Annotated in this window: 26 protein-coding genes; 14 read left to right on the top strand and 12 right to left on the bottom strand. The window is 71.9% G+C overall.

The genetic code is table 11. The features are described from left to right. Nucleotides 1-3: 3 nt before the first annotated feature. Nucleotides 4-609, top strand: a complete 606-nt coding sequence (gene folE / locus AB0M70_RS33680; protein WP_365826084.1) for a GTP cyclohydrolase I FolE — start codon at nucleotides 4-6, stop codon at nucleotides 607-609. 36 nt (nucleotides 610-645) lie between these two features. Here the strand turns inward: folE and AB0M70_RS33685 are convergent, their stop codons facing one another. The 6 genes from AB0M70_RS33685 to AB0M70_RS33710 form a co-directional block, all read right to left on the bottom strand. After that, nucleotides 646-1,131 carry a DUF3180 domain-containing protein gene (locus AB0M70_RS33685; RefSeq protein WP_365826086.1) on the bottom strand — a complete coding sequence of 162 codons (486 nt, stop codon included), beginning with the start codon at nucleotides 1,129-1,131 and terminating at the stop codon, nucleotides 646-648. Nucleotides 1,132-1,215: 84 nt separating this feature from the next. Next, the gene (gene folK, locus AB0M70_RS33690; protein WP_365826088.1) at nucleotides 1,216-1,827 is read right to left on the bottom strand and encodes a 2-amino-4-hydroxy-6-hydroxymethyldihydropteridine diphosphokinase; all 612 of its coding nucleotides are present in this window, start codon (nucleotides 1,825-1,827) and stop codon (nucleotides 1,216-1,218) included. Further along, nucleotides 1,824-2,183 carry a dihydroneopterin aldolase gene (folB, locus tag AB0M70_RS33695; protein WP_363210595.1) on the bottom strand — a complete coding sequence of 120 codons (360 nt, stop codon included), beginning with the start codon at nucleotides 2,181-2,183 and terminating at the stop codon, nucleotides 1,824-1,826. Before folB ends, folK begins: the two co-directional genes overlap by 4 nt. Before the next feature lie 133 nt (nucleotides 2,184-2,316). Continuing rightward, complete coding sequence (locus tag AB0M70_RS33700; RefSeq protein WP_365826091.1) at nucleotides 2,317-2,844, bottom strand: nuclear transport factor 2 family protein; 528 nt, start codon at nucleotides 2,842-2,844, stop codon at nucleotides 2,317-2,319. Next, nucleotides 2,841-3,713 (bottom strand): dihydropteroate synthase, encoded by an 873-nt coding sequence (gene folP, locus AB0M70_RS33705; RefSeq protein ID WP_365826093.1) that lies wholly within the window; start codon nucleotides 3,711-3,713, stop codon nucleotides 2,841-2,843. The genes AB0M70_RS33700 and folP overlap by 4 nt, the downstream gene beginning before the upstream one ends. Before the next feature lie 30 nt (nucleotides 3,714-3,743). Further along, complete coding sequence (locus AB0M70_RS33710) at nucleotides 3,744-5,627, bottom strand: phosphatidylglycerol lysyltransferase domain-containing protein (protein ID WP_365826095.1); 1,884 nt, start codon at nucleotides 5,625-5,627, stop codon at nucleotides 3,744-3,746. A gap of 163 nt (nucleotides 5,628-5,790) precedes the next feature. Between AB0M70_RS33710 and AB0M70_RS33715 the strand changes: the two genes are divergently transcribed. Then, nucleotides 5,791-6,909, top strand: coding sequence for an alpha/beta hydrolase-fold protein (locus AB0M70_RS33715; RefSeq protein WP_365826097.1), 1,119 nt, complete (start codon nucleotides 5,791-5,793; stop codon nucleotides 6,907-6,909). Nucleotides 6,910-6,933: 24 nt separating this feature from the next. On the opposite strand, the gene AB0M70_RS33720 is transcribed toward AB0M70_RS33715, so the two are convergent. Beyond that, nucleotides 6,934-8,091: a betaine/proline/choline family ABC transporter ATP-binding protein gene (locus AB0M70_RS33720; protein ID WP_365826099.1), complete on the bottom strand. Its 1,158-nt coding sequence runs from the start codon at nucleotides 8,089-8,091 to the stop codon at nucleotides 6,934-6,936. 132 nt (nucleotides 8,092-8,223) lie between these two features. Here AB0M70_RS33720 and AB0M70_RS33725 point away from each other — a divergent pair, with 132 nt between their 5' ends. The 4 genes from AB0M70_RS33725 (at nucleotide 8,224) to AB0M70_RS33740 (ending at nucleotide 11,816) form a co-directional block, all read left to right on the top strand. Next, a complete protein-coding gene (locus AB0M70_RS33725; protein ID WP_365826101.1) occupies nucleotides 8,224-8,952 on the top strand; it encodes an ABC transporter permease in 729 nt (242 codons plus the stop codon). After that, nucleotides 8,949-9,629, top strand: coding sequence for an ABC transporter permease (locus AB0M70_RS33730; protein WP_365826103.1), 681 nt, complete (start codon nucleotides 8,949-8,951; stop codon nucleotides 9,627-9,629). The genes AB0M70_RS33725 and AB0M70_RS33730 overlap by 4 nt, the downstream gene beginning before the upstream one ends. A gap of 58 nt (nucleotides 9,630-9,687) precedes the next feature. Further along, entirely contained in the window at nucleotides 9,688-10,662 is a 975-nt protein-coding gene (locus tag AB0M70_RS33735) for an ABC transporter substrate-binding protein (RefSeq protein WP_365826105.1), read from the top strand. Nucleotides 10,663-10,814: 152 nt separating this feature from the next. Then, nucleotides 10,815-11,816, top strand: coding sequence for a hypothetical protein (locus tag AB0M70_RS33740; protein WP_365826107.1), 1,002 nt, complete (start codon nucleotides 10,815-10,817; stop codon nucleotides 11,814-11,816). A gap of 102 nt (nucleotides 11,817-11,918) precedes the next feature. Here AB0M70_RS33740 and AB0M70_RS33745 read toward each other — a convergent pair whose 3' ends face one another. Both AB0M70_RS33745 and AB0M70_RS33750 read right to left on the bottom strand, forming a co-directional pair. Beyond that, on the bottom strand, nucleotides 11,919-13,262 hold the full coding sequence (locus tag AB0M70_RS33745; protein WP_365826109.1) for a PH domain-containing protein: 1,344 nt from the start codon (nucleotides 13,260-13,262) through the stop codon (nucleotides 11,919-11,921). Continuing rightward, nucleotides 13,259-13,777: a PH domain-containing protein gene (locus tag AB0M70_RS33750; protein ID WP_365826111.1), complete on the bottom strand. Its 519-nt coding sequence runs from the start codon at nucleotides 13,775-13,777 to the stop codon at nucleotides 13,259-13,261. Before AB0M70_RS33750 ends, AB0M70_RS33745 begins: the two co-directional genes overlap by 4 nt. Before the next feature lie 63 nt (nucleotides 13,778-13,840). Here AB0M70_RS33750 and AB0M70_RS33755 point away from each other — a divergent pair, with 63 nt between their 5' ends. Continuing rightward, a complete protein-coding gene (locus AB0M70_RS33755) occupies nucleotides 13,841-14,992 on the top strand; it encodes an NADH-quinone oxidoreductase subunit D (RefSeq protein WP_365826113.1) in 1,152 nt (383 codons plus the stop codon). Here the strand turns inward: AB0M70_RS33755 and AB0M70_RS33760 are convergent. Continuing rightward, nucleotides 14,957-15,940, bottom strand: coding sequence for an SAM-dependent methyltransferase (locus tag AB0M70_RS33760; protein ID WP_365826217.1), 984 nt, complete (start codon nucleotides 15,938-15,940; stop codon nucleotides 14,957-14,959). The two genes, AB0M70_RS33755 and AB0M70_RS33760, sit on opposite strands and share 36 nt — an antisense overlap. A 162-nt stretch (nucleotides 15,941-16,102) precedes the next feature. On the opposite strand from AB0M70_RS33760, the gene AB0M70_RS33765 reads away from it, so the two are divergent. After that, a complete protein-coding gene (locus tag AB0M70_RS33765) occupies nucleotides 16,103-17,305 on the top strand; it encodes a sensor histidine kinase (RefSeq protein ID WP_365826115.1) in 1,203 nt (400 codons plus the stop codon). Between the two features lie 46 nt (nucleotides 17,306-17,351). Next, the gene (locus tag AB0M70_RS33770; RefSeq protein WP_365826117.1) at nucleotides 17,352-18,026 is read left to right on the top strand and encodes a response regulator transcription factor; all 675 of its coding nucleotides are present in this window, start codon (nucleotides 17,352-17,354) and stop codon (nucleotides 18,024-18,026) included. Nucleotides 18,027-18,047: 21 nt separating this feature from the next. Here AB0M70_RS33770 and AB0M70_RS33775 read toward each other — a convergent pair whose 3' ends face one another. Further along, nucleotides 18,048-19,160: a DUF5937 family protein gene (locus tag AB0M70_RS33775; protein ID WP_365826219.1), complete on the bottom strand. Its 1,113-nt coding sequence runs from the start codon at nucleotides 19,158-19,160 to the stop codon at nucleotides 18,048-18,050. Between the two features lie 221 nt (nucleotides 19,161-19,381). Here AB0M70_RS33775 and AB0M70_RS33780 point away from each other — a divergent pair, with 221 nt between their 5' ends. After that, the gene (locus tag AB0M70_RS33780) at nucleotides 19,382-19,609 is read left to right on the top strand and encodes a hypothetical protein (RefSeq protein WP_365826119.1); all 228 of its coding nucleotides are present in this window, start codon (nucleotides 19,382-19,384) and stop codon (nucleotides 19,607-19,609) included. Here AB0M70_RS33780 and AB0M70_RS33785 read toward each other — a convergent pair. Further along, a complete protein-coding gene (locus AB0M70_RS33785) occupies nucleotides 19,566-20,729 on the bottom strand; it encodes a beta-eliminating lyase-related protein (RefSeq protein ID WP_365826121.1) in 1,164 nt (387 codons plus the stop codon). The two genes, AB0M70_RS33780 and AB0M70_RS33785, sit on opposite strands and share 44 nt — an antisense overlap. Before the next feature lie 147 nt (nucleotides 20,730-20,876). Here AB0M70_RS33785 and AB0M70_RS33790 point away from each other — a divergent pair, with 147 nt between their 5' ends. Genes AB0M70_RS33790 through nadC form a run of 4 tightly spaced genes read left to right on the top strand, consistent with a single transcriptional unit; the run spans nucleotide 20,877 to nucleotide 25,541 of the window. Continuing rightward, nucleotides 20,877-21,821 (top strand): DUF2520 domain-containing protein, encoded by a 945-nt coding sequence (locus AB0M70_RS33790; RefSeq protein ID WP_365826123.1) that lies wholly within the window; start codon nucleotides 20,877-20,879, stop codon nucleotides 21,819-21,821. Beyond that, nucleotides 21,818-22,819, top strand: a complete 1,002-nt coding sequence (gene panC / locus AB0M70_RS33795) for a pantoate--beta-alanine ligase (protein ID WP_365826125.1) — start codon at nucleotides 21,818-21,820, stop codon at nucleotides 22,817-22,819. Before AB0M70_RS33790 ends, panC begins: the two co-directional genes overlap by 4 nt. Then, nucleotides 22,816-24,558 carry an L-aspartate oxidase gene (locus tag AB0M70_RS33800; protein WP_365826127.1) on the top strand — a complete coding sequence of 581 codons (1,743 nt, stop codon included), beginning with the start codon at nucleotides 22,816-22,818 and terminating at the stop codon, nucleotides 24,556-24,558. Before panC ends, AB0M70_RS33800 begins: the two co-directional genes overlap by 4 nt. A 2-nt stretch (nucleotides 24,559-24,560) precedes the next feature. Next, nucleotides 24,561-25,541 carry a carboxylating nicotinate-nucleotide diphosphorylase gene (gene nadC, locus AB0M70_RS33805; RefSeq protein WP_365826129.1) on the top strand — a complete coding sequence of 327 codons (981 nt, stop codon included), beginning with the start codon at nucleotides 24,561-24,563 and terminating at the stop codon, nucleotides 25,539-25,541. Nucleotides 25,542-25,544 lie beyond the last annotated feature (3 nt).

A 25,544-nucleotide genomic window follows, 5' to 3' on the forward strand; every position in this document is an offset into this window, starting at 1 on the left:
CAGATGACCGACCCCGTGACGCTGGACGGCGAGGGCACGATCGGCGTTTTCGACGAGAAGCGCGCCGAGAACGCCGTGCGCGAGCTGCTGATCGCGGTCGGGGAGGACCCGGACCGCGAGGGCCTGCGGGAGACTCCGGGCCGCGTGGCACGCGCGTACAAGGAGATATTCGGCGGCCTGTGGCTCAAGCCCGAGGACGTCCTGACGACGACGTTCGACCTCGGCCACGACGAGATGGTCCTGGTGAAGGACATCGAGGTGCAGAGCTCCTGTGAGCACCACCTGGTGCCCTTCCACGGTGTGGCGCACGTCGGCTACATCCCGTCCTCCGACGGCAAGATCACCGGCCTGTCGAAGCTCGCCCGCCTCGTGGACGTGTACGCACGCCGTCCGCAGGTCCAGGAGCGGCTGACCACGCAGGTCGCCGACTCGTTGATGCAGATCCTCGAACCGCGCGGCGTCATCGTCGTCGTCGAGTGCGAGCACATGTGCATGACCATGCGCGGAGTGCGCAAGCCCGGCGCCAAGACGATCACCTCGGCGGTGCGCGGGCAGTTGCGCGACCCCGCGACGCGCAACGAGGCGATGAGCCTGATCATGGCGCGCTAGCGGACGCGCGGACGCCACGGCCCGCGCCCGGCCGCTTCAGGCGGCCGCGGCCGTTCCGCCGGTCTCGTCGTCGTCCTCCGGGAGCCGGCAGACGCGCTCGAGGAAGAAGGCGGCCGCTATGACCGCGATGCCCGCCACCAGGGAGAAGCCGGCGTAGATCGCCTGGTCGCGGCGGGACGGGACGTCCAAGTACTCCAGGAGGAAGGCGCCCGTGCCGCCGTACATCCCGGCGACCAGGGCGGCCACCAGGGCGCTCGCCTGGCCGAAGACCACCGCGCGGGCGGCCATCATCGGCTCGACGCCCTTGGCTCCCGGGCGTCGCTCGCGCTGAGCGCGCAGCCGGGAGCGCAGGGACAGGGCCGTGGCGAGCAGCACCGCAGCGATCACCGCGAGCACGATGGGCGCGGCCAGCGGGACCCGCGGGAGGGTGCCCACGGAGTCCCACAGCCGGGCGCCCGCCCAGGACAGCACGCCGGCCACCAGGAAGAGGCCGATCAGTGTCCTGATGCGCAGCTGCTTCACGGATGACCCTTCGTCGTCGTACGGACCGCTTCTTGTCGAGCTTCTCGTCGATCTCGATCGTGCGGGTCCGATAGACCCTAACGATTACTCGGGCAGGCGGAGTTCCAGGTCGACGCGGGGCGTGACGCCTTCGCGGGTGACCTTGGCGAGCAGGTCGGCCACATCGCCGCGGCCCGCCAGCTGGGCCTCGGGCTCCACGTCGTGCCAGGGGGCCAGGACGAAGGCGCGTTCGTGCGCGCGCGGGTGGGGGAGCGTGAGGTCGGGGTCGTCCGAGACGATGTCCGCGTACGCCACGATGTCGACGTCGATCGTGCGGGCGGCCCAGCGCTCGTCCCGTACGCGGTGGAAGGCCTCCTCGATGGCGTGCGCCCGCTCCAGGAGCGAGGAGGGCGGCAGGGTCGTCTTCACCACGACCACCGCGTTGAAGTACGACGGCTGCGTGCCGGGGTCGACGCCCCAGGGCTCCGTCTCGTACACCGGGGACACGGCCTTGACGCGCAGGCCGGGGGTGTCCTCCAGGGCGTCGACGGCGCCCTGCAGCGTCTCCAGGCGGTTGCCGAGGTTGCTGCCGAGGGAGATCACGGCGCGTTTCGGGTTGGAGAGGGTGGTGTCGGCGGCGTCGACCTGCTCCACGACGGCGGTGGGCACCGGCTGGACGGTCGGGTCGCTCTGCCCTTGCGTGGAAAACGCGGTCATACTCGGCTCCGGGTGATGGTGACGGTCACGTCGTCGAAGGGGACGGTGATCGGGGCGTCCGGTTTGTGGACGCACACCTCGACCTCCAGGACTCCTTCGTGCTTCAGACACGTCTGTGCGATGCGCTCGGCGAGGGTCTCGATGAGGTCCACCGGGTCGCCTTCGACGGCGGCCACGACCTCCTCGGCCACGATGCCGTAGTGCACGGTCTTCGCCAGGTCGTCGTCGGCGGCGGCCGCACGGGTGTCCAGGCCAAGCACCAGGTCCACGATGAAGGTCTGGCCCTCTTCGCGTTCCCGCGGAAAGACACCGTGGTGTCCACGGGCCTTGAGGCCGCGCAGCGCGACACGATCCACGCGAATCACTCCTGCAATCGTCGTTATCGGCAGGCCTGCACCGAGTGCGGTCGGAACACCGGCCTCGATCGAATCTACCCGCGTGCACTGACAGCCCTCGTCCGCGGGGGCTCCCGGAATCGCCCCTACCCACTCAAGAGGGTGTGTCCTCGCCCTCTTCGTCGTCGGTTTCGGAGAGCACGGGTGAGGCGTGGTGCGACCAGAGCTTCCAGCCGTCGACTGTGCGGCGGAACACATTGGTGGCGACGACGAGCTGGCCGACGAGCGGACCGAGTTCGCCGCCGGCCTCGGGCGGCGGGCCGCCGCTGAGGATGTTCTCCGTGCAGGTCACCAGGGCGGTGTCACCGGCCACTCCGACGTGCACGTCGGTCAGGAAGAACTGGATGTACTCGGTGTTCGCCATGATCAGCGCGTACGACCTGAGGACCTCGCCGCGGCCCGTGAGCACCGGCCAGCCCGGGTGGACGCAGGAGATCGCGGCCTCGGCGCCGTCCTCCGCGATGTCCTCGTCGTCCCGGGCGTCGGGGTCGTGCGCCTCGGGAGCCGCGTCCGCGTCCAGCCAGAGGTCGGAGAGCTCGTCGAAGTCGCCGCGCTCCAGAGCTTCGTAGAAGGCCGTGTTGGCCAGCTCGACCTGTTCGACGTCGGTCCTGGCCCCGGTCACCGAGAACCGCCCGCCGCGCTGGTCACGGCGTGTGCGACACGGACGGCGTCGGCGGTGGCCCGCACCTCGTGCACACGGACCGCCCACGCGCCCTGGTGGGCGGCGATGGCGGAGACCGCGGCGGTGGCCGCGTCGCGCTCGCGGGCGGGCGGCGGGGCGCCCTCGGGCCCTGCGAGGACACGGCCGAGGAAACGCTTGCGCGATGCGGCGACCAGGATCGGGTGGCCGAGCTCGCGCAGGCGGTCGATGCGGGCCAGGAGCGCCAGGTCGTGCTCCGCGTTCTTGGAGAAGCCGAGTCCGGGGTCGACGACGATGCGCTCGGGGGCGATGCCGCCCTCGATGGCCGCCCGCACGCGCGCGTGAAGCTCGTCGACGACTTCGGAGACCACGTCCTCGTACACGGGTGTGGCGTGGATGTCGGCGAGGAAGCCGCGCCAGTGCATCACCACGAAGGGCGCACCCGCGGCGGCGACCGCGGGGACCATGCGCTCGTCGGCGAGGCCCCCGCTGACGTCGTTGACCAGGACGGCGCCCGCGGCCAGTGCCTGCTCGGCGACGGTGGCGCGCATGGTGTCCACGGAGACCGTCACGCCTTCGGCGGCCAGGCCCCGCACGACGGGGACCACGCGCCGCAGCTCCTCGTCCTCGTCCACGCGTGTGGCGCCGGGACGGGTGGACTCACCGCCCACGTCGACCAGGTCGGCGCCCTGGGCGACCAGGTCGATGCCGTGCTTGACGGCGGCCGTGGTGTCGAACCAGCGGCCCCCGTCGGAGAAGGAGTCGGGGGTCACGTTCACGACCCCCATGACCGCACAGCGGCCCCACTGGGGCAGCCCCTCGACCGTTCCCCACCCGCGCAACGTACTCATGCCTCCAGCCTAGGCCCGAGCGGGCGGGCGCTATGCCGCCCGGACCTCACGCTCTGTGGTCCGGTGCGGGCAGGGGCGGCGCTGTGCGCCCGCACGGCGCAGGACGCGGGGCATCGCCAGGGTCACGAAGCCCTCGGCCTGCATGGCGGCGAAGCCGATGCGGGGGAGGTCCTTGGAGGAGCGGTAGACGACGAAGCGGGGCTCCCAGCGGGGGCGGAACTTCGCGTTGAACTTGTAGAGCGACTCGATCTGGAACCAGCGCGAGAGGAAGACGAGCAGGCCCCTCCAGGCGCGCAGGACGGGCCCCGCGCCGATCTTCTCGCCGCGGGCGAGGGCCGCGCGGAACATCGCGAAGTTGAGGGACACGCGCGCGATGCCGAGCTTCGGGGCGGCCTGCAGGGCGGCCACGATGAGCAGCTCGTTCATGCCGGGGTCGGCGGCGCGGTCGCGGCGCATGAGGTCCAGGGAGACGCCGTCCGTGCCCCAGGGGACGAAGTGGAGGACGGCCTTGAGGTCTCCGTAGGGGCCCGGTTCGTCGTCGGCCTTGTGGGCGGTGGCGATCAGACAGCCGCCGTCGTCCGGGTCGCCGATGCGGCCGAGCGCCATGGAGAAGCCGCGTTCGGTGTCGGTGCCGCGCCAGTCGTCGGCGGCGCGCTGTATCCGTTCCAGTTCGCGCTCCCCGAGGTCACGCACCCGCCGTACGCGCGTCTCGTAGCCATTGCGCTCGATCCGCTTGACCATCTGGCGTACGTTGCGCATCGCACGCCCGGACAGGGAGAAATCCACGACGTCCACCACCGCCTCGTCGCCCAGTTCGAGGGCGTCGAGGCCGGTCTCGCGGGTCCAGACCTCGCCGCCGGTCTCGGAGCAGCCCATCACTGCGGGCGTCCAGGAATGGGCCTTGGCCTCGTCCATGAAGCGTTCGATGGCGCCGGGCCAGGCCTCCACGTCCCCGATGGGGTCGCCGCTCGCGAGCATCACCCCGGAGACGACGCGGTAGGTGACCGCGGCCTTGCCGCTGGGCGAGAAGACGGCGCCCTTGTCGCGGCGGAGCGCGAAGTGGCCGAGGGAGTCGCGGGCGCCGTGCTTGTCGAGCAGGGCGCGCAGCTTGGCCTCGTCGTCCTCGGTGAGGCGCGCGGCCGGGTGTTCGGGGCGGAAGGCCAGGTAGATGGTGGTGAGGGCGGTGAGCATGCCGAGCGCGCCCAGCGAGTAGGCGACGGTCCAGGACGTGGTGCCGTAGTAGTCGACCGGGCCCTCGAAGCCGAACAGGCCGTACAGGACGTGGGCGAGGCGGTCCGTGATGCTCGGGTCCCCGATGACCTTGCCCGGGTGGACACTGACGATCACGAGGCCGAGGGCGATCGAACCGGCCCCGAGGAGGACGAAGTTGGCGACCGCGCGCCAGCGGCTGCGCGGGTCGGGCAGCGCGGCGAACTCGCCCCGGTGGCGAAGGAGCAGCGTCAGGAGGGCGAGGGAGATCAGTACGCCGATGACCGAGTGCCGGTAGGCGAACTGCGCGACGGCACCGGCCGGGAGCAGCACCACGGCGGCCCGCCAGGCCCGCCGCTTGTGGCGGCGCAGGCCGTGCGCGAGGAGCAGCAGGAGGACGCCGGAGCTGAGCGCGAGCGCGGCGGCGAAGGGGCCGAGTGCGCCGGGCAGGACCTCGGCGACGGCGTGCATGCGGCTGTGCCGGAAGCGCGGGAAGACGCCGGCCGCTATGTTCAGCAGGCCCACGAGGGTGCAGGCGCGGGCGACGAGGGCCGGTACGGACTCGGGGCGTGGGCCGCGCGGCAGCCGACTGAATCTGCTGTGGATGCCGTCACGGAGCCCGCCGGTACGGCGCCGTCCCTCGGGGCGGCTGCCCTCACTGTCCGGAACCCCACCCGACATTTCCGCATCTATCCTGACAGACATCGCATCCCGTGGTTCTGCGAGAGACCTTGATTCCGGCACCAAAACGGCATCCGGCGACATTGCGCCCTCTAGGACGGTCCTTCTGGGAGTCGGGTTCACTCCCGACCGGAAAACCGCCGGAAAAGAACCACGGAACTGGCAGAAAGCGCAGGCAGGACGTTCCATGGGTCTGACGAGCAACAAGCTCCTCGTGTTGGCGGTTCTCCTCGCCGTCCTGCTGTTCATCGGCACAATCTGGTTCTGGCCGCGCCTGGCCCGCCAGACCTGGCGGTCCGTCATCGGCCGCGTAGGGCTGCTCATCGCCACCCAGTTGGCGATCTTCGCCTCGGTCGGCCTCGCGGCCAATCAGGCGTTCGGCTTCTACGCCACGTGGGCGGACCTCTTCGGCCAGGAGACGAGCCCCGGAGTCGTCGTCGACCACGATCCCGCCGAGGGCGGGTCCCCCGTCGACGTGCGCGGCACCCGGCCCGTGAACGTGCCAGGCGGCGGCAGGCCGTCGACCGGCGGACAGATCCAGAAGGTGGTCGTCAGTGGGAAGGAGGCGGACATAGCGAGCCCCGCGTACGTCTACCTGCCGCCCGAGTACTTCCAGCCGCGGTACAAGAACCGCACGTTCCCGGTGTCCGTGGTGCTGACCGGCTACCCCGGCACCGCCGAGGCGCTGATCAAGGGCCTGCACTACCCGCAGACCGCCCACTCGCTGGTCAGGCGGGACAAGATGAAGCCGATGATCCTCGTCATGATGCGGCCCACCGTGGCGCCGCCGCGCGACACCGAGTGCGTGGACATCCCCGGCGGGCCGCAGGCCGAGACGTTCTTCGCCAAGGATCTGCCCGGCGCCATCTCCGAGCACTACAGGGCGGGCCGCACCGCGGGGAGCTGGGGCGTCATCGGCGACTCCACGGGCGGCTACTGCGCCCTGAAGCTCGCTCTGCACCATCCCGACGTGTACGCCGCCGGGGCGGGCCTCTCCGCGTACTACAAGGCGCCCATCGACGTGACGACGGGCGATCTCTTCCACGGCGACAAGGAGTTGGAGGAGCGTGCCGACCTCATGTGGTACCTCGACCACATGCCGGCGCCCAGGACGTCCCTCCTTGTCACCACCAGCAAACAAGGAGAGGACAACTTCGCGGACACCGAGAAGTTCATCGGCAAGGTGAAGGCGCCCACCAGGGTCTCGTCCATCACGCTCGACAGCGGCGGGCACAACTTCAACACCTGGCGCCGGGAGATCCCCGCCACCCTGGAGTGGATCAGCGGGCGGCTGCACGGCAAGTAGCGACTCGGCAGGTCAAGTGGCTCCTCAGGGCTTGCTGATGGCCGTGACGGACTCCAGCTCGACCTCCTCGCGCGCGATGGCGCGCGCGTCGGCCGCCGTCGACCTGCGCAGCGCCTCGTGCAGCCGGGCCGGGGTGAGGACGCCCAGGAAGCGGCCCTCGCTGTCCTTGTCGATGACCGCGATCCAGCCCGCGTCGTGCTGGAGCATCGTGGCGAACGCCTGCTTGAGGGTGGCGCCCACCGGGAGCCACGCCTCCATGCGGCGGGCGTGATCCCTGACGGTGCCCTTGGCGCCGTGCGCGTGCTCGGCGGAGATCCAGCCGTGCAGGTTGTTCTCGCCGTCCAGGACGACCGCCCACTGGGCGTCGAGCCGCGCGGGCAGCGGGTCGTCCAGGTGCACGACGGGGGGCTGCTCCAGGTCGCCCTCCTCGATGGGCGTCACGGAGAGCCGCTTGAGGCCGCGGTCCGCGCCGACGAAGTCCGCCACGTACGCGTTGGCCGGTGCGCCCAGGATCGTCGACGGGGTGTCGAACTGCTCGATGCGCCCGTCTCCGTAGACGGCCATGCGGTCGCCAAGACGGACCGCCTCCTCGATGTCGTGCGTGACGAAGAGGACGGTCTTGCGGACGGCCTGCTGGAGGCGGAGGAACTCGTTCTGCAGGTGCTCGCGCACCACGGGGTCGACCGCGCCGAACGGCTCGTCCATCAGGAGCACGGGCGGGTCGGCCGCCAGCGCGCGGGCCACACCGACGCGCTGGCGCTGCCCTCCGGAGAGCTGCTCGGGGTAGCGGTCGCCGAAGGTGGCGGGGTCGAGGCCGACCAGGTCGAGAAGTTCGGCGGCACGCTCGCGGGCCTTGCCGCGCTTCACGCCGAGCAGGTGCGGGACGGTCGCCGTGTTCTCCAGGACCGTTTTGTGCGGAAAGAGGCCGACCTGCTGGATGACATAGCCGATACGGCGCCGGAGTTGCACCGGATCGATGGTCGATATGTCGTCGCCCTCGACGCATATCCGGCCCTCGGACGGCTCGATGAGGCGGTTCACCATCTTCATCGTCGTCGTCTTGCCGCAGCCCGACGGGCCGACGAGCGTGACCAGTTCACCCTCGGCGACCTCGAAGGACAGGTCGTCGACGGCCGTGGTGCCGTCCTCGTACCGCTTGGTGACGTGCTCGAACCGGATCATGATTCCCCATTGTTGCGGGCGTTGTGTAAAGCCCATGTTGCGCCAGTACGACGAGTCTCGGCGATTGTCGGTGCTGCGCGTTAGGGTCGCCAGACGGCCTCAGGAAACGGGACTCGGGGGGAGTGGGGCGGGATGAGCGAAGAGAACTGTCTGGTGACGAACGACTGGATCTGCGGGGAGTACGTCCGCTCCCGCAGCCAGGAGCTGATCGACGCCACCGTGCAGCACGTGGGCATCACCGCCGCCTCGGTCGCCATCGGTGTCGCCGTCTCGCTGCCGCTCGCGCTGCTCGCACGGCGCTGGCGCTTCCTGGCGGGACCGATCCTCGGCGTGACGACCGTGCTCTACACCGTTCCGTCGCTCGCGATGTTCTCGCTCCTTCTGCCCTTCTTCGGCCTCTCGGCTTCGCTGGTCGTCACGGGCCTCGTGCTGTACTCCCTGACGATCCTGGTGCGGAACATCCTGGCGGGGCTCCAGGCCGTGCCGGACGAGGCCAGGGACGCGGCCAAGGGGATGGGGTACGGCCCGCTGAGGCTGCTGTGGGAGGTGGAACTGCCGCTCGCGCTGCCCGCCCTGCTCGCCGGAGTCCGCATCACCACGGTCTCGACGGTGGCCCTGACGACGGTGGGCGCGATCGTCGACTACGGAGGCCTCGGATCGCTGATCCTCGACGGCCTCGACACGACTTTCAAGGCCCAGGTGCTCACCGCGTCCGCGCTCTGCGTGGTCCTCGCGGTCGTCGCCGACCTGCTCCTCCTCGCGCTGCAGCGGTGGCTGACCCCGTGGACCCGCGTCCACCGCATACGTACGAAGCGTCCCGCCCCGGCGGACCGCACGGCCAAGGTGGCTGAACCTGCATGAACGCGATATCCGGCGCGTACGACTGGCTGACCACGAGTGCCAACTGGCAGGGCGAGAAGGGGGTGTGGCACCGCCTCGCCGAGCACCTCTACTTCAGCGGGGTCTGCCTGGCCGTAGCGTGCCTGATCGCGCTGCCGATCGCCCTGTACCTCGGCCACATCGGCAAGGGCGGCGCCCTCGCGGTGAACATCTCGAACATCGGCCGCGCGGTGCCGACGCTCGCGGTGCTCGTGCTGCTCACGCTCACCCCGCTCGGCGAGCACGGGGACATCCCGACGCTCATCGCGCTCGTGCTCTTCGCCGTGCCGCCGCTGCTGACCAACGCGTACATCGGGATGCGTGAGGTCGACCGGGCGGTGGTGGAGGCGGCCCGGGGGATGGGCATGAGCGGCCGCCAGCTGTTCGCGCGGGTCGAACTGCCCCTCGCGTACCCACTGATCATGACGGGCGTGCGGTCCGCGGGCGTGCAGGTCGTCGCGACGGCGACGCTGGCCGCGATGGCGGGCGAGGGGGGCCTGGGCCGGATCATCACCGCCGGGTTCAACCTGCAGAACACGCCCCAGGTGGTGGCGGGCGCGCTCCTTGTGGCGCTTCTCGCGCTCTTCGTGGAGGTGGTGCTCGTCGTGGTGGGGAAGGTGTTCAGTCCCATGCGAGGGCGCTCGGGGGTCGCACGGTGATTCCCGAGATCCTCACGTTTTCCAGTTCTACCGGGTCTTTCGAAATGGTGGTTCACCCATGAACAGCACAACGCGTCGCGCGCGACGGATGGCAGGGGCGGCCGTGGCCGTCGTGGCGCTGACCGCGGGGCTCACCGCGTGCGGCGGGGACAGCCTGGAGAAGGACGGCAAGGGCGAAGGGGACAAGGCGGGCGGCAAGGGCAAGATCGTGGTCGGGTCGGCCCGCTTCACCGAGCAGAAAGTGCTCGCCGAGCTCTATGTGGGCGTCCTTGAGGACGCCGGATACGACGCCGAGGTCAAGACCGTCCAGAACCGCGAGGTGTACGAACCCGAGCTCAAGAAGGGCTCGATCGATGTCGCCCCCGAATACGCGGCGACGCTCGCGGAGTTCCTCAACCTCGGCAAGAACGGCCCGAAGGCGAAGCCGGTCGCCTCGAATGACGTCGACGCCACGGTGGCCGCGCTGAAGAAGCTCGCGGAACCGGAGGGCCTGAAGGTGCTGCCCGCCGGCGAAGCGGTCGACCAGAACGCGTTCGCGGTGAGCAAGGAATACGCCAAGGAGCACAAGCTCAAGACGCTTTCGGATCTCGGTAAGTCCGGCGAGAAGGTCAAGATCGCCGCGAGTGACGAATGCGAGTCGCGCCCGTTCTGCGCCCCGGGACTCAAGAAGACGTACGGCATCGATGTCGCGGGAATCGATCCCAAGGGCGTCGGCACCACGCAGTCCAAGCAGGCCGTGAAGAACGGCACGGACCAGGTGGTGCTGACCACGACCACCGACGCGACGCTCGACAGCTTCGGTCTTGTGGCCCTTGAGGACGACAAGAAGCTGCAGAACGCGGACAACATCCTTCCGGTTGTGAACGCGAAGGAAGCGGGCGGCAAGGAGATAGCCGACGCGCTCGGGAAGCTGACCAAGACCCTGACGACGGAAGACCTCGCGGAACTCGACCGGAAGGTCGATGTGGAGCGGCAGAAGGAAGCCGATGTCGCCAAGGAGTATCTGGAGTCGAAGGGATTGATCAAGAAGTAGCGCGGGAAGGAGGAGCATCCTCGAAGTGGCTCGGCCGAAAGTGGAGTTGAGTGGCCGAAGAGGATCGTGAAGGGTGGGGAGTTAGCGCTGTGACGCTCTCATTTTGGCGGGCGGGGCACCATAGTTCGCCTACGCGCGGTAAGTTTCTGGCCATGCCACGTGGACGTCACCGCCATTCCCCACCCCTGCACAGGCTGCTTCCTCCCTCGACGGTCGCAGGCCTCTCCCTTGTCTGCGCCGGTGGCGCCTGGCTGTTCGCGGAACCCGTCGTGCTCCGCGGCCTGGCCGCCGCCGCGGCGGCGGCTGCCGTCGTGGGCTCGGTCGTCATGCGCCGCTGGGACCTGGCGGCCGGCAAGCAGGTCGCCGAGCTGGGCCGGGCCCGCAAGAGCGACGAGTGGCGCTACGAGGAACGCATAGCCGAGTGCGAGTCCGACCTCGACGAGTCCCGCGAGATCCGGGGCCGTCTGGAGACGAAGCTGCGGTCCAAGCGGGCCGAGCTCGCCGCCCTGCGCAACGAACACGCGGCGCTCCTGCGGCGGTACGCGACGGCGGAGACCGAGCGCGCGAGCGCCCTCGAGGGGCGGCGGCTGCTCGCCATCGAGGCGTCCACCCCGGCGCGGGCGTTGCCGCCGGCCCCCACGCGCGCGGAGCCCGCGGCCCGCGCCGATGCGCCGGCTCCCGTCGTGCGCCCGGGGTCGATCGCGCCCCCGTCGCTGTACGACAGGGCGAACATGGCGCTCGACCGGCTGACCCCGAAGCCCTCCCCCGAGGGCGATGCCTCCCGGCAGCGCGCGGACGGGGACGAAGCGCGGGGGAAGTCCGGGGCGGCCGAGGGGTACGGCGGGCATGAGCGCGCGGTGGCCGTCGCGCCGCCCGCGCAGAGGCGACGCCAGCGCGTCCAGGGCGGCTTCGACTTCTTCGGCACGAAGAGCGAGGCGAGCGCCGGTGCGCTGGAGTCCGTGCAGAACGAGGACCTCGCGGACGTCGTGGGCGAGGAGGCACTTGCCGTGCACAAGGCGGAGTCCGAGGCGGAGTTCAAGGACGTGCCGCAGGACGACGCCGCGCGGGGCGTGGGCCAGGTCATCGACCTGACGGCGCATGACGAGACCGAGCAGATCGACGTGGCGGAGCTGCGGACGGCGTTGCGGGCGTAGAGGCAGTCCCTGCGGGGCTCTCCCCCATCCCGCCCCTTCCCGAAACTGGGGCTCCGCCCCAGACCCCGCTCCTCAAACGCCGGAGGGGCTGGAAGTTCTCGGCTACGCCATCCAGCGGTCCGGCCGCGCCGTCCTGCGTCCCGTGCGCGACCTCTCCGCCTGTGCGGACAGCAGCGCGAACGCCTCCTCCGTGGGCCGCAACCGCGCCGTCACCGTCTTGCCGGCGCCCGTGTCGACGTGCACGTCCGCCACTTCCTTGAAGCGCTCCCAGGGCCCCTGTGTGAGCCGCACGCTCTGCACCTTCGCGTGCGGGACCAGGGACAGGCGGCGGCGCAGCAGACCGTGCCGCGCCGCGAAAACCGTGTCCGTCACCGTCAGGCCGTACCCCTTCCACCACACCGGAAGGCACCACGCGGCCCGCGCGGGCGGGCGGACGAGCTCGGCGGCGTCCGGCACCCGCACCCCCGGCAGGATGCGCGCGATCACGGCCTCCGCGACCTCCCGCGGCGCGACCGGGACCAGGACGCCGTTGGACGAGCCCGCGACATCCAGCTCCACCCGCACCCAGCCGCGCCGCCGCCACAGCCACGGCTCCACGACGCGCACCGTCTGCACGCGGCCCGGGGGCACCGTCTCGTGCGCCTTGTCGAGCAGCCCGTGGTCGATGCGCAGACCGTCGGGGGACTCGCCCACCTTCCAGTCGTACTCCCCGATGAAGCGCCCCACGCTGCCGGCGAACGCGCCGCCCAGCATGGGCAGTCCCGTCGCGAGCACCGTCCACAGGTTGTGGGTGACGAACCACAGGAAGGGCGGCACGATGAGCGCGGCGACGAGCATGGCCCACGTCGTGCCGGTCAGGAGCAGGGCGATGGCGAGCATGCGCGGCGGTACGTGCACCAGGTTGTCGACCGGCGCCTCGCCGACCTCGTGCGCCGTCTCGGGAGCGAAACCGGCCGCGCGCGCGAGGAGTTCGGCCCGCAGGAAGGAGGCCTCCTCCTGCCCCAGAAAGGCCAGTTCGTCCTTCTTCTCCGTCCCGACGACGTCCAGCTTGAGCTTGGCGACGCCCGCGATACGGGCCGCGAGCGGCTGCGTCACGTCCACCGCCTGGAGCCGGTCGAGCCGGATGTGCGCGGTGCGCCGGAAGATCAGGCCGGTACGGATGCGCAGTTCGGTGTCGGTGACGGCGAAGTGCGTGAACCACCAGCTCATGAAGCCGTAGAAGGCGCCGCCCAGGAGGACGGCGGCGACGCCGGCGAGCAGCCCGGTCACCGGGAGCTCGGAGACCCGGCGCTGTGTGCCGCCCGGGTCGTGCACCGCGAAACCCACGAGGACCGCGACCGGGGCCCAGGCCCTGCGCAGGGGCGTGACGGGGTGCAGACGCCGCTCTCGCACGACTTCGACGCCAGGGGCCTGTTCCTCCCCCGCCACCTCCCGTACGCCGCTCACAGCCCCGCCGAGCGGGCTTCGCCCAGTTCGGTGAGCCGGTCGCGCAGCCGCTCCGCCTCCTCGGGGACGAGGCCGGGGATGCGGGCGTCCGTGGCGGCGGCCGCCGTGTGCAGTTGGACCCCGGCCAGGCCGAAGTAGCGTTCCACGGGCCCCGAAGTCACCTCGACGAGCTGCATCCGGCCGTACGGGACGACGGTCTCCTCGCGCCAGAGCACGCCCCGGCTGATCAGGAGGTCGTCCACCCGCTCCGCGTACCGCCACGAGCGCCAGTTGCGCCCCAGCATCGGCCAGCCCCACGCGACGAAGGCCAGCGGGACGGTCGCGAACGCCGCCCACGACGGCCCGGCGACCATCCACAGGAGCACCCCGACGGCCGCCGCGAGCGGCACGAGCCACACCACGAGGAGCAGTCGCCGCATCCGCAGGACCCCCCGCGGCAGCCCGGTCCACACCGGCTCCGCGTCTGACTCTCCCGGCTGCGCCGGCCGTGCCGGTCCCGCCGTCCCCGTTTCCATGCCTCAAGCGTACGTAGCCGACGTGACAGTCGCGTAGGAGCGCGCGTACGAGAGAATGCGCGCATGAGCCCCACGACGGAGACCACGCTCGGCATCGGCGGCGCCGCGGAGAGCACCGACATGGTGCTCAACATCGGCCCGCAGCACCCGTCCACGCACGGCGTGCTGCGGCTGCGCCTCGTCCTCGACGGTGAGCGCATCCAGCAGGCCGAGCCGGTCATCGGCTACATGCACCGCGGTGCGGAGAAGCTCTTCGAAGCGCGTGACTACCGGCAGATCGTGGTGCTCGCCAACCGGCACGACTGGCTGTCCGCGTTCTCGAACGAGCTCGGGGTCGTCCTCGCCGTGGAGCGGATGCTCGGCATGGAGGTGCCCGAGCGCGCCGTCTGGATGCGCACGCTGCTCGCCGAGCTGAACCGCGTCCTCAACCACCTGATGTTCCTCGGCTCCTATCCCCTCGAACTGGGCGGGATCACCCCGGTGTTCCACGCGTTCCGGGAGCGCGAGGAGCTGCAGAACGTGATGGAGGAGATCTCCGGCGGCCGCATGCACTACATGTTCAACCGGGTCGGCGGCCTCAAGGAGGACCTGCCCGCCGGATGGGCCGCACGCGCGCGTGCAGCTGTCGCATCGGTCCGCTCCCGCATGGACGTGTACGACAAGCTGGTGCTCGGCAACGAGATCTTCCGGGGACGTACGCGCGGCGTCGGCGTGCTCTCCCCGCAGGCGGTGCACGCCTACGGAGTGAGCGGTCCCATCGCCCGCGCCTCCGGAGTCGACTTCGACCTGCGCCGCGACGAGCCCTACCTCGCGTACGGGGAGCTCCAGGACACCCTGAAGGTCGTCACGCGTCAGGAGGGCGACTGCCTGGCCCGCTTCGAGTGCCTCCTTGAGCAGACCCACAACGCCCTCGACCTCGCCGACGCCTGCCTGGAGCGGCTCGCCGAGCTGCCGCCGGGGCCGGTCAACCAGCGCCTCCCCAAGGTGCTCAAGGCCCCCGAGGGCCACACGTACGCGTGGACCGAGAACCCCCTGGGCATCAACGGCTACTACTTGGTCTCCAAGGGCGAGAAGACCCCGTACCGCCTGAAGCTCCGCTCGGCGTCGTACAACAACATCCAGGCGCTCGCCGAGCTGCTGCCGGGGCAGCTGGTCGCCGACATGGTGGCGATCCTGGGGTCACTGTTCTTCGTGGTCGGCGACATCGACAAGTAGCGGCCCGCCGGGCGCCTCGTCGATCCCCACCGGCTGGATCAGCCACCCGAAGTCGCCGAGTCCGCCCTGAGCGGTCAGTTCGGCCGCCTCCCCCGCGTGCGTGAGGCCGCGTACGTACGCGGCCGGGTCACTGGAGGCCAGGGAGAGCGGCGGGCGGCCACCGCGCACGCCGAGCGCCCGCAGGGCCGCCCGCTGGGTGAGCAGACGGGCTCCGGGCAGCGCGCACGCGTCCAGTGCCACATGGGCGGTGATGTCGCACGTGCCGTCGGGCACGGGAGCCACCTCGCGGCCCCCTCGGAAGCCGGTCAGCGTCCCGAAGGGCGGCCGTGCGGCGCGGTCGTGCGCGTAGTCCACGGCGACCGCGAGACCGCGCGTCAGCGTCGCCGCGGCCGCCGCCCACGCCTCGTCCCGGGGGCGGCCGATCTCCGCGCGCAGGCCGGGCTCCGGGGCGAGCGGCCACCAGCGCGCGAGCCAGGAGGCGTCCGCGCCCTCCACCGTGTCGCCGAAGGACTCGCTGCCGTCGTCGCCGACGAGCACGTGCCGGGCCAGGCCCTCGGGGTCCACCTCGACGACGTCCAGGGGGACGTTGTCGAGCCATTCGTTGGCGAAGAGCAGGCCATGGGCGCCGCTGGGCGGCAGCTCACTCCACTCGACGCGCGGGTCGAGTCCCGCCGGGCGCGCGGCCCGCTCGACCGCGCAGGCACGCACGCGTGGCGCCACGTCGGCGGGCAGGGCGTCGAGGACGCCCGCGGTCAACTCGCCGCGCCCCGCGCCAAGATCGACGAACGCCAACTCGTCCGGGTGGTCGAGAGCCTCGTCCACCCGGCACAGCAGCCGGGCCACCGCGCCCGCGAAATGGGCCGAGGCGTGCACCGACGTCCGGAAGTGTCCCGCGGGCCCCTCGGGGCGCAGATAGAAGCCGCCGGGCCCGTACAGAGCGGCCTCCATGGCCTCCCGCCAGCCACGCCGCGCGTCTTTCCGCTCACCTCGGACCTCGTTCGTCACGCGAGAAGGCTAAGCGGGCCTCCACCTTGGGGAGTACACGCGAGCGGTACGGATCGGACCTCCGGTTGACCCCGGAGGGCCGTCCCGCTGCCTACGCTGGGTTACGTGCAGCGCGTCTATGACTTCCTCCGCAGACACCCGACCGGGGTCGATGGCTTCTGGGCCCTCGTCCTGCTCGGGATGTCCGGCATCGGTCTGGTCTCCATGGCCGAGGGGGAAGGCCGGGACCCGAAGGTCGCGGCCGCCGTCATCGTCCTCGGCATGTCCGTCGTGGTGGCGCTGCGCCGCAAGTACGTCGAGAAGATGCTCGTCCTCGCCGTCGTGCTCGGCGTCGCCCAGCTGATCTTCGACGTGAAGACGATGCCGGCCGACTTCGCGATGCTGGTGATCATCTACACCGCGTCGGCCGACGGCGCGAAGTGGGCCTCGCGGTTCGCCCTCATCGGCGGTCTGTGCGCGGCTCCGATGTCGTCGCTGCGCTGGCCGGAGGAGAGCATAAGCACCTTCGGCAGCATCTTCTTCACGATCTTCCAGATGGTGCCGTTCGCCCTTGCCTGGGTGCTCGGCGACTCCATCCGCACCCGCCGCGCGTACTTCGCGCAGCTGGAGGAGCGCGCCGACCGCCTGGAGAAGGAGCGGGCGGCGCAGTCCAAGGTCGCGGTGGCCGCCGAGCGGGCCCGCATCGCACGCGAGCTGCACGACGTCGTCGCGCACAACGTCTCGGTGATGGTCGTCCAGGCCGACGGCGCGGCGTACGTCCTGGACGCGGCCCCCGAGCAGGCCAAGCAGGCCCTGGAGACCATCTCCGGCACCGGACGGCAGGCCCTGGCCGAGATGCGCAGGCTGCTGGGCGTGCTGCGCACCGGCGAGCACCAGGAGAGCGGTGAGTACGTCCCGCAGCCCGACGTCGAGCAGCTCGACGAGCTCATCGAGCAGGTGCGCACGGCAGGCCTCCCGGTCGACTTCAAGGTCGAGGGAACCCCGCGCCCGCTGCCCAGCGGCGTCGAGCTCACGGCGTACCGCATCGTGCAGGAGGCGCTCACCAACACCCGCAAGCACGGCGGCGAGAACACCGGCGCGAGCGTGCGCCTCGTCTACTTCGACGACGGCCTCGGGCTGCTCGTCGAGGACGACGGCAAGGGCGCGCCGCACGAGCTGTACGAGGACGGCGGCGCGGACGGCAGCGGGCACGGCCTGATCGGCATGCGGGAGCGCGTCGGCATGGTCGGCGGCACGCTGGACGCGGGACCGCGGCCGGGCGGCGGCTTCCGCATCAGTGCGCTTCTCCCGCTCAAGCCCGCAAACTGACACCTGTCACCGAAACGAACACGTCACCGAAACGAAAGGGCCTTTGATGTCGATCCGCGTCATGCTCGTCGACGACCAGGCGCTGCTGCGCACGGGGTTCCGGATGGTGCTCGCCGCACAGCCGGACATGGAGGTCGTGGCGGAGGCGGGCGACGGGGTCGAGGCGCTGCAGGCGCTGCGGACGACCGAGGTCGACGTGGTGCTCATGGACGTACGCATGCCGAAACTGGACGGCGTGGAGACGACCCGGCGCATCTGCCAGGACGCGAACCCGCCCAAGGTCCTGATCCTGACGACGTTCGACCTCGACGAGTACGCCTTCTCGGGGCTGAAGGCGGGCGCCTCCGGCTTCATGCTGAAGGACGTGCCCCCGGGTGAGCTGCTCGCCGCGATCCGCTCCGTGCACAGCGGTGACGCGGTGGTCGCGCCGTCCACGACGCGGCGCCTCCTGGACCGTTTCGCGCCGATGCTGCCGAACGCAGGCGGGCAGCCCCAGCACAAGGAGCTGGAGCGGCTCACCGACCGCGAGCGCGAGGTCATGATCCTGGTCGCCCAGGGGCTGTCGAACGGGGAGATCGCGGCGCGGCTCGTCCTGTCGGAGGCCACAGTGAAGACCCATGTGGGCCGCATCCTCACGAAGCTCGGTCTGCGGGACCGGGTGCAGGTGGTCGTCCTGGCGTACGAGACGGGTCTGGTGCGGGCGGGCGGCGGCGGGGCCTGACGGCTGCCGCGTCCCGCGGGGTCAGCGCAGGATGCCCTCCAGGAAGTCGCTGCCAAGGCGGGCCACCACGGAGACGTCCAGCTGGTGCATCACGTACCGCCCGCGCCGAGTTGTGGTGACCAGGCCCGCCTTCTTGAGCAGGGTGAGGTGCCGGGAGACCTCGGGGGCCGTCAGGCCGACCGCGTGGGCCAGCTCCCCGGTGGTGAAGGGCGCGCGGGCCATGTCCCGGCACAACCGCAGGCGCACGGGGTGCGCGAGGGCCGTGAGCCGCTTCTCCAGGGTCTCCACCGAGGTGGGCCTGGCCAGGTCCGGCGCGGACACCGGGTAGTGGATCACCGGGCGCCAGCCGGGCGCGTGCAGGACCATCAGGTGCGGCCAGGCGAAGTGCGACGGCACGAACGTGAGCCCCGCGCCCAGGGAGTGGTCAAGGGCGGTCGTCTGGCCCGGCACGAGCTTGTCCGCGGTGATGCGCCGGCTGTCCGCGTCCACGGAGAGGGCCGCCGAGACTGAGGTCAGGACTTCGGCGAGGCCCTTGTGGCGCAGTATCTCGGTCTTGTGCCGTGCGTCGGCGGCCAGTTGGACGCGCACTCGCCGCCAGGTGTCCGCGAAGAACGCCTCGTCACAGTCCTCCAGGAGGCGGCGCAGCCAGGCCCGGACGGTGTGCGGGTCGCTCAGCAGGCGCCGCGCGAAGTCCAGTTGGCGCGTGCCGCGGGTGGCGGCGAGCTCCAGGGCGCGCGCTCCCCGGGCCGGGTCGGTGAGCGGCGAGGGGCCGCCTTCGTTGTAGGTCGTGCCGCAGGTGAACTCCAAAGCCGCCATGACGAATCGCTCGTCGTCCAGGCGGTCGAGCAGGTCCAGTTCGTCGGTGAGGGTGGCGCCCGGCCTGCCGTCGCCGTCGACGAGCCCGGCGAACGGCATGAAGACGTCCGAGAACGTGTTCCGCCACAGGAAGTCGGCCTCGCACAGCCGGTCGGCGAGGTCCGGCTTGAGGCAGGCGGTCGTCGCTGTGGCCCAGCCGTGCAGCCCCGGATGGTGGCCGGGCTCGGCCAGCGCGTGCAGGGCGACGCCCAGCTCCGCCAGGGGCGAAGGGTCGAAGAAGATCCGCTCCTGCGGCAGGCCCGCGATCTCGATGTGCACGCTCATGGACCCATCGTGCACCGCGCCACCGACATCCCGGCCGCCGATTGACGCCCGGCGTCAATCGGCGCGACGGCGGCGTGACGGCGGGAGCAGTCTGTGGTGACAGGGCCGGGCGACGACACCACCGGACCCGGACAGCACCCCCTTGCGCCGACGCTTCTTCCCGTCGACCCAAGGGGGCCCGATAAGTAACATTTGTCCTGAGAGGCGAACCCGTCATGAGCATCACCCAGCAGTACCTGCTCGACAGCTACCGCGCCGCCCAGCACGACGAACGCACCCCGCCCGCCCCCGGCCGGCAGGACTGGCAGGTCCTGCGCGAGATACGCGACTACGGCCGCTTCCGTGCCGTCGTCGAGGAGCGCCCCGCCCGCGGGAGGGTCCGGGCAGCCGTGGCCCGGCTCATCCGGGGATCCGTCGCACGAACTCCGCGACCGCATCATTGACGTCGTCGGACGTCCACTCCAGGCCCGCCTCGGTCACGGTGACCTCCGTGACCGAGAGGCCGGGCGGCCCGTCCGGGAACCAGCGGCCGAACAGCTGGGTCTTGGTCTCCTCGGCCTGCGAGAGCGCCGCCTCGGTGAGGACCTCGGCGTCGTACGGCAGCCAGACCTGGAACTGATGGGTGTGCGGCCGCTCGGGGTGCACGCGCGACCAGGGCACCCCGGCGGCCGCGAACCCCTCGCGCAGCGCGTCGGCGACCACGCGCGCGTGGGCGACGTAGTCCGGCAGCCGGGGGAGGGTGTTCTTCAGGCCGAGCAGGGCGGCGACGGCGGCCGGGAACTGCTGGAAGACCTGGCCCCCGTAGCGGTGGCGCCAGGTCCGCGCCTCGTCGACCAGGGTGCGCGGGCCCGCGAGAACCGCGCCGCTCAGAGCGTCAAGGGACTTGTAGAACGACACGTACACGGTGTCCGCGAGAGCGGCGATCTCCGCCAGGGGGCGGCCGAAGTGCGGTGTGCACTCCCACAGGCGCGCACCGTCGAAGTGCACGACGGCGTCACGTTCCCTGGCCGTTTCCACGACCTCTTCGAGCTCCTCCCAGGACGGCAGCGCGAAACCGGCGTCCCGGAGCGGCAGTTCGAGCATCAGCGTCCCGAAGGGTTCCTCGAAGTCCCGCACCTCGTCGGCCGTGGGCAGCCGCGGCTCCCTCGTCGGATGCACCGTGCGCAGCCCGCTCACCGCGGAGAGGGCGCCCCCTTCGTGGACCTCGGGGTGCGCCCTGGGATGCAGGGCGACCGTCGCGTTGCCCGTGCGGCCCGCCCAGCAGCGCAGGGCGACCTGCTGGGCCATCGTGCCGGTCGGGAAGAAGGCGGCCGACTCCTTGCCGAGCAGCCGTGCGACCTCGTCCTCCAGGCGCGCGACGACCGCGTTGCCGTAGATGTCGATGGGCTCGTCCGGGCCCACGACCTCCGGCGCCGCGTCCGCGAGCGCGGAGAGCCGCGCCGCGAGCGGGAGGTGCGCGGACCAGCGGTGCAGGGTGCGGGTGGCGCCGAGGGCGGCGGACCGGCGGCGGGCGGCGAGCAGGTCCTGCTCGCTCACCTCGGATTCTCCGTCGTGTGCAGTCATCCCCCGAGCATGGCGTGCCCTCGGCCGCCGGTCATACCAATACCCACAGCCTGTGGACAGCCGAGGACGCGGCAGCGACCAATCGCGTTAGCATGACGAGAAATCGTCCGGTACCCCGAGCGGACTGGAACGGGAAGGCGTCATCGCGTGAACGCACCTCATCAGCCAGACCCGCGGGACCGCCCCGCGAGGCTCACGGTGGGCGTCGTGGGAGCGGGCCGTGTGGGTCCCGCGCTCGCCGCGGCACTCCAGCTCGCCGGGCACCGCCCGGTCGCCGCGTCCGGTGTCTCCGACGCGTCCGTACGACGCGCGGCCGCCCTGCTGCCCGACGTCCCCCTCGTCCCGCCCGCCCAGGTCCTGGAGCGCGCCGACCTGGTCCTCCTGACCGTTCCGGACGACGCCCTCGTGGGTCTGGTCGAGGGCCTCGCCGAGACCGGGGCCGTCCGCCCCGGCCAGCTCCTGGTGCACACGTCCGGGCGGTACGGCACGCAGGTCCTCGAACCCGCGCTGCGCGCCGGCGCCCTGCCGCTCGCGCTGCACCCCGCCATGACGTTCACCGGCACCCCCGTGGACGTGCAGCGCCTTGCGGGCTGCTCCTTCGGTGTGACCGCCCCCGAGGAGCTGCGCCTCGCCGCCGAGGCCCTGGTCATCGAGATGGGCGGCGAGCCCGAGTGGATCGCCGAGGAGGCCAGGCCGCTCTACCACGCGGCGCTCGCGCTCGGCGCGAACCACCTGGTCACGCTGGTCGCCGAGTCCATGGACCTGCTCAAGGAAGCGGGCGTCTCCGCCCCCGACCGGATGCTCGGCCCGCTGCTCGGCGCCGCCCTGGACAACGCCCTGCGGTCCGGCGACGCCGCCCTCACCGGGCCCGTCGCGCGCGGGGACGCGGGCACCGTCGCCGCGCACGTCGCCGAGCTGCGCAAGCACGCCCCGCAGACCGTCGCCGGCTATCTCGCGATGGCCCGCGCGACCGCCGACCGCGCCCTCGCCCACGGACTGCTCAAGCCCGAGCTCGCCGAGGACCTCCTGGGGGTCCTGGCCAACGGCGGGGGCGGGACCGGGACCGGCGACGCCGAGGGAGGAGCCCGATGACCCGCCTGGTGCACACCGCCGAGCCGCTGCGCGCGCGTACGCGTACCGGGCGCCGCGTCGTCGTCATGACCATGGGCGCCCTGCACGAGGGCCACGCCACCCTGATCCGCACCGCGCGCCGCATCGCGGGCGACGAGGGCGAAGTCGTCGTCACGGTCTTCGTGAACCCCCTCCAGTTCGGGGCGAACGAAGACCTCGACCGCTACCCCCGCACCCTGGACGCCGACGTCAAGATCGCCGAACAGGAAGGCGCGGACTTCGTGTTCGCCCCCTCCGTGGACGAGGTCTACCCCGGCGGCGAACCGCAGGTCCGGATCAGCGCAGGACCCATGGGCACCCTCCTCGAAGGGGCCACCCGCCCCGGACACTTCGACGGCATGCTCACGGTCGTCGCCAAGCTGCTGCACCTCACCCGGCCCGACGTCGCGCTGTACGGCCAGAAGGACGCCCAGCAGCTCGCCCTCATCCAACGCATGGTGCGGGACCTGAACTTCGGGGTCGAGATCGTCGGCGTACCCACCGTGCGCGAGGACGACGGCCTGGCCCTGTCCAGCCGCAACCGCTACCTCTCCCCGGCCGAGCGGCGCACCGCGCTCGCGCTCTCCCAGGCCCTCTTCGCGGGCCGCGACCGGCACGCCGCGCAGGAGGCCCTCCACGCGCGGGCGGCGCTCGCCCCCGTCACGCACGCGCGCGCCGACGCCCTGAACGCCCTGGGGGAGTCCCGCGCCGCGGCCGACACCCACGCGCTCGCCCAGTCCGTCACGCCGTCCGTGCCCGGCGGTCCCGCGGCCGTCCGCGCCGCCGCCCGCCACGTCCTCGACCAGGCGGCCCGCAGCAGGCCCCCGCTCGAACTGGACTATCTGGCGCTGGTCGACCCCGCCGACTTCACGGACGTCCGGCCGGGCCACACCGGTGAGGCGGTCCTCGCCGTCGCGGCGAAGGTCGGCGCGACCCGGCTGATCGACAACATCCCGCTCACGTTCGGAGCCACCCCATGAGCGCCACCGGAATACGGCTGCACGCCCCCGCGCCCGGCTGGTCCCTGGAAGCCGACATCGTCGTCGTCGGCTCCGGAGTGGCCGGTCTCACCACGGCCCTGCGCTGCTCGGCGGCGGGCCTGAAGACCGTCGTGGTCACCAAGGCACGCCTGGACGACGGCTCCACGCGCTGGGCCCAGGGCGGCATCGCCGCGGCACTCGGCGAGGGCGACACCCCCGAACAGCACCTGGACGACACCCTCGTGGCGGGCGCGGGCCTGTGCGACGAGGAGGCCGTGCGCACCCTGGTCACCGAGGGCCCCGACGCGGTGCGCCGCCTCATCGAGACCGGCGCCCACTTCGACACAGGACCCGAAGGCGCCATCGAGCTGACCCGCGAGGGCGGCCACCACCGCCGCCGCATCGCCCACGCGGGCGGCGACGCGACCGGCGCGGAGATCTCCCGCGCCCTGGTCGAAGCGGTGCGCGCGCAGGACATACCGACCGTCGAGAACGCCCTCGTACTGGACCTGCTCACCGATGCCGACGGCCGCACCGCCGGTGTCTCCCTGCACGTCATGGGGGAGGGCCAGCACGACGGCGTGGGCGCGGTGCACGCCCCCGCGGTCGTCCTCGCCACCGGCGGCATGGGCCAGGTCTTCTCCGCGACCACGAACCCCTCCGTGTCGACGGGCGACGGCGTCGCGCTCGCCCTGCGCGCGGGCGCCGAGGTCAGCGACCTGGAGTTCGTGCAGTTCCACCCCACCGTGCTCTTCCTGGGCGCCGACGCGGAGGGCCAGCAGCCGCTGGTCTCCGAGGCGGTGCGCGGCGAGGGAGCCCACCTCGTGGACGCGGACGGGGTGCGCTTCATGGTCGGCCAGCACGAGCTCGCGGAGCTCGCGCCCCGGGACATCGTCGCCAAGGGCATCACGCGCCGCATGCAGGAACTGGGCACCGAGCACATGTTCCTGGACGCCCGGCACTTCGGCGCCGAGATGTGGGAGAACCGCTTCCCGACGATCCTCGCCGCCTGCCGCGCCCACGGCATCGACCCGGTGACCGAGCCCATCCCCGTCGCGCCGGCCGCGCACTACGCCTCCGGCGGCGTCCGCACCGACCCGCACGGCCGCACCACGGTCCCGGGTCTGTACGCCTGCGGAGAGGTCGCCTGCACGGGCGTGCACGGAGCGAACCGCCTGGCCTCCAACTCCCTTCTGGAAGGCCTGGTCTACGCCGAGCGCATCGCCGACGACATCGCGTCGTCGCACGCGGTGTCGGCGCACGCGGAGTCGGCGCACGCGGGCAGGACGCTCCACGCGCGCGTGCCCGCACCCGTCTCCCACCCCGACACCCCCGCGCACCCCCTGCTGCCCCCCGAGGCCCGCTTCGCCATCCAGCGCGTGATGACCGAGGGCGCCGGAGTGCTCAGGTCCGCCGACTCCCTCTCCGGGGCCGCGGCCCGGCTCGCCCGCATCCACGCCGAGGCCGCGGGCGCGCTCGCCGAGGACGGCAAGACCGCCGAGCCGGGCGTCGACACCTGGGAGACCACCAACCTCCTGTGCGTCGCCCGCGTCCTGGTGGCCGCCGCGCAGCGCCGCGAGGAGACCCGCGGCTGCCACTGGCGCGAGGACCGCCCCGACCGCGACGACGAGGCCTGGCGGCGCCACATCGTCGTACGCCTCAACGCGGACCGGACCCTGGCCCTGCGCGCGACCGAGACCGCAGACTTCCCCCCGACGACCAGCCTTCAGGAGAAGTGACCGTGAGCACCCCCGACGACCTCCCTCTCGCCCCCACCGGCGGCTGCGGCGATGCCTGCGGCTGCGGCGGAGACGACGCGTACGACCCCATGGAGTGCGGCCTCGACCCCGCTCTCGCGCAGCTCCTGACCGAGGCGGGGCTCGACCCCGTGCAGGTCGAGGACATCGCGCACATGGCGATCGAGGAGGACCTGGCGGGCGGCGTGGACGTCACCTCGGTCGCCACGATCCCCGAAGAGGCCGTGGCCACCGGAGACTTCACCGCGCGCGAGGCCGGCACCGCGGCGGGCCTGCGCATCGCCGAAGCCGTCATCTCCATCGTCTGCACGGACACCTTCGAGGTGGAGCGGCACGTCGAGGACGGCGACCGGGTGGAGGCGGGCGACAAGCTGCTCAGCGTCACCACCCGCACCCGCGACCTGCTCACCGCCGAGCGCAGCGCGCTCAACCTCCTGTGCCGCCTCTCCGGCGTGGCGACGGCCACGCGCGCGTGGGCCGACGCACTGGACGGCACCAAGGCCAAGGTCCGCGACACCCGCAAGACGACGGCGGGTCTGCGCGCCCTGGAGAAGTACGCGGTGCGGATGGGCGGCGGCGTGAACCACCGCATGTCGCTCTCCGACGCGGCCCTGGTGAAGGACAACCACGTGGTGGCCGCCGGAGGCGTGGAGCAGGCCTTCAAGGCCGTCCGCGAGGCCTTCCCCGACGTGGCCGTCGAGGTCGAGGTCGACACCCTGCACCAGCTGCGCGAGGTCGTCGACGCGGGCGCCGACCTGATCCTCCTGGACAACTTCACGCCGGGCGAGACCGCGGAGGCCGTGGCCCTCGTCGACGGCCGGGCGATCCTGGAGTCCTCCGGCCGCCTCACCCTGGAGAACGCCAGGGCGTACGCGCAGACCGGCGTCGACTTCCTCGCGGTGGGCGCCCTCACCCACTCCTCGCCGATCCTGGACATCGGCCTCGACCTGCGCGCGGCGGAGTGACGA

The organism is Streptomyces sp. NPDC051214 (assembly GCF_040682375.1).
GTDB lineage: Bacteria > Actinomycetota > Actinomycetes > Streptomycetales > Streptomycetaceae > Streptomyces.

What these genes read in the sequence shown, in the direction of transcription:
- folE (WP_365826084.1), top strand. Translation starts at nt 4, where the DNA reads ATGACCGACCCCGTGACGCTGGACGGCGAGGGCACGATCGGCGTTTTC.
- folK (WP_365826088.1), bottom strand. Translation starts at nt 1,827, where the DNA reads ATGACCGCGTTTTCCACGCAAGGGCAGAGCGACCCGACCGTCCAGCCG.
- folP (WP_365826093.1), bottom strand. Translation starts at nt 3,713, where the DNA reads ATGAGTACGTTGCGCGGGTGGGGAACGGTCGAGGGGCTGCCCCAGTGG.
- AB0M70_RS33710 (WP_365826095.1), bottom strand. Translation starts at nt 5,627, where the DNA reads ATGTCTGTCAGGATAGATGCGGAAATGTCGGGTGGGGTTCCGGACAGT.
- AB0M70_RS33715 (WP_365826097.1), top strand. Translation starts at nt 5,791, where the DNA reads ATGGGTCTGACGAGCAACAAGCTCCTCGTGTTGGCGGTTCTCCTCGCC.
- AB0M70_RS33720 (WP_365826099.1), bottom strand. Translation starts at nt 8,091, where the DNA reads ATGATCCGGTTCGAGCACGTCACCAAGCGGTACGAGGACGGCACCACG.
- AB0M70_RS33725 (WP_365826101.1), top strand. Translation starts at nt 8,224, where the DNA reads ATGAGCGAAGAGAACTGTCTGGTGACGAACGACTGGATCTGCGGGGAG.
- AB0M70_RS33730 (WP_365826103.1), top strand. Translation starts at nt 8,949, where the DNA reads ATGAACGCGATATCCGGCGCGTACGACTGGCTGACCACGAGTGCCAAC.
- AB0M70_RS33735 (WP_365826105.1), top strand. Translation starts at nt 9,688, where the DNA reads ATGAACAGCACAACGCGTCGCGCGCGACGGATGGCAGGGGCGGCCGTG.
- AB0M70_RS33740 (WP_365826107.1), top strand. Translation starts at nt 10,815, where the DNA reads ATGCCACGTGGACGTCACCGCCATTCCCCACCCCTGCACAGGCTGCTT.
- AB0M70_RS33750 (WP_365826111.1), bottom strand. Translation starts at nt 13,777, where the DNA reads ATGGAAACGGGGACGGCGGGACCGGCACGGCCGGCGCAGCCGGGAGAG.
- AB0M70_RS33755 (WP_365826113.1), top strand. Translation starts at nt 13,841, where the DNA reads ATGAGCCCCACGACGGAGACCACGCTCGGCATCGGCGGCGCCGCGGAG.
- AB0M70_RS33760 (WP_365826217.1), bottom strand. Translation starts at nt 15,940, where the DNA reads ATGGAGGCCGCTCTGTACGGGCCCGGCGGCTTCTATCTGCGCCCCGAG.
- AB0M70_RS33770 (WP_365826117.1), top strand. Translation starts at nt 17,352, where the DNA reads ATGTCGATCCGCGTCATGCTCGTCGACGACCAGGCGCTGCTGCGCACG.
- AB0M70_RS33780 (WP_365826119.1), top strand. Translation starts at nt 19,382, where the DNA reads ATGAGCATCACCCAGCAGTACCTGCTCGACAGCTACCGCGCCGCCCAG.
- AB0M70_RS33785 (WP_365826121.1), bottom strand. Translation starts at nt 20,729, where the DNA reads ATGACTGCACACGACGGAGAATCCGAGGTGAGCGAGCAGGACCTGCTC.
- panC (WP_365826125.1), top strand. Translation starts at nt 21,818, where the DNA reads ATGACCCGCCTGGTGCACACCGCCGAGCCGCTGCGCGCGCGTACGCGT.
- AB0M70_RS33800 (WP_365826127.1), top strand. Translation starts at nt 22,816, where the DNA reads ATGAGCGCCACCGGAATACGGCTGCACGCCCCCGCGCCCGGCTGGTCC.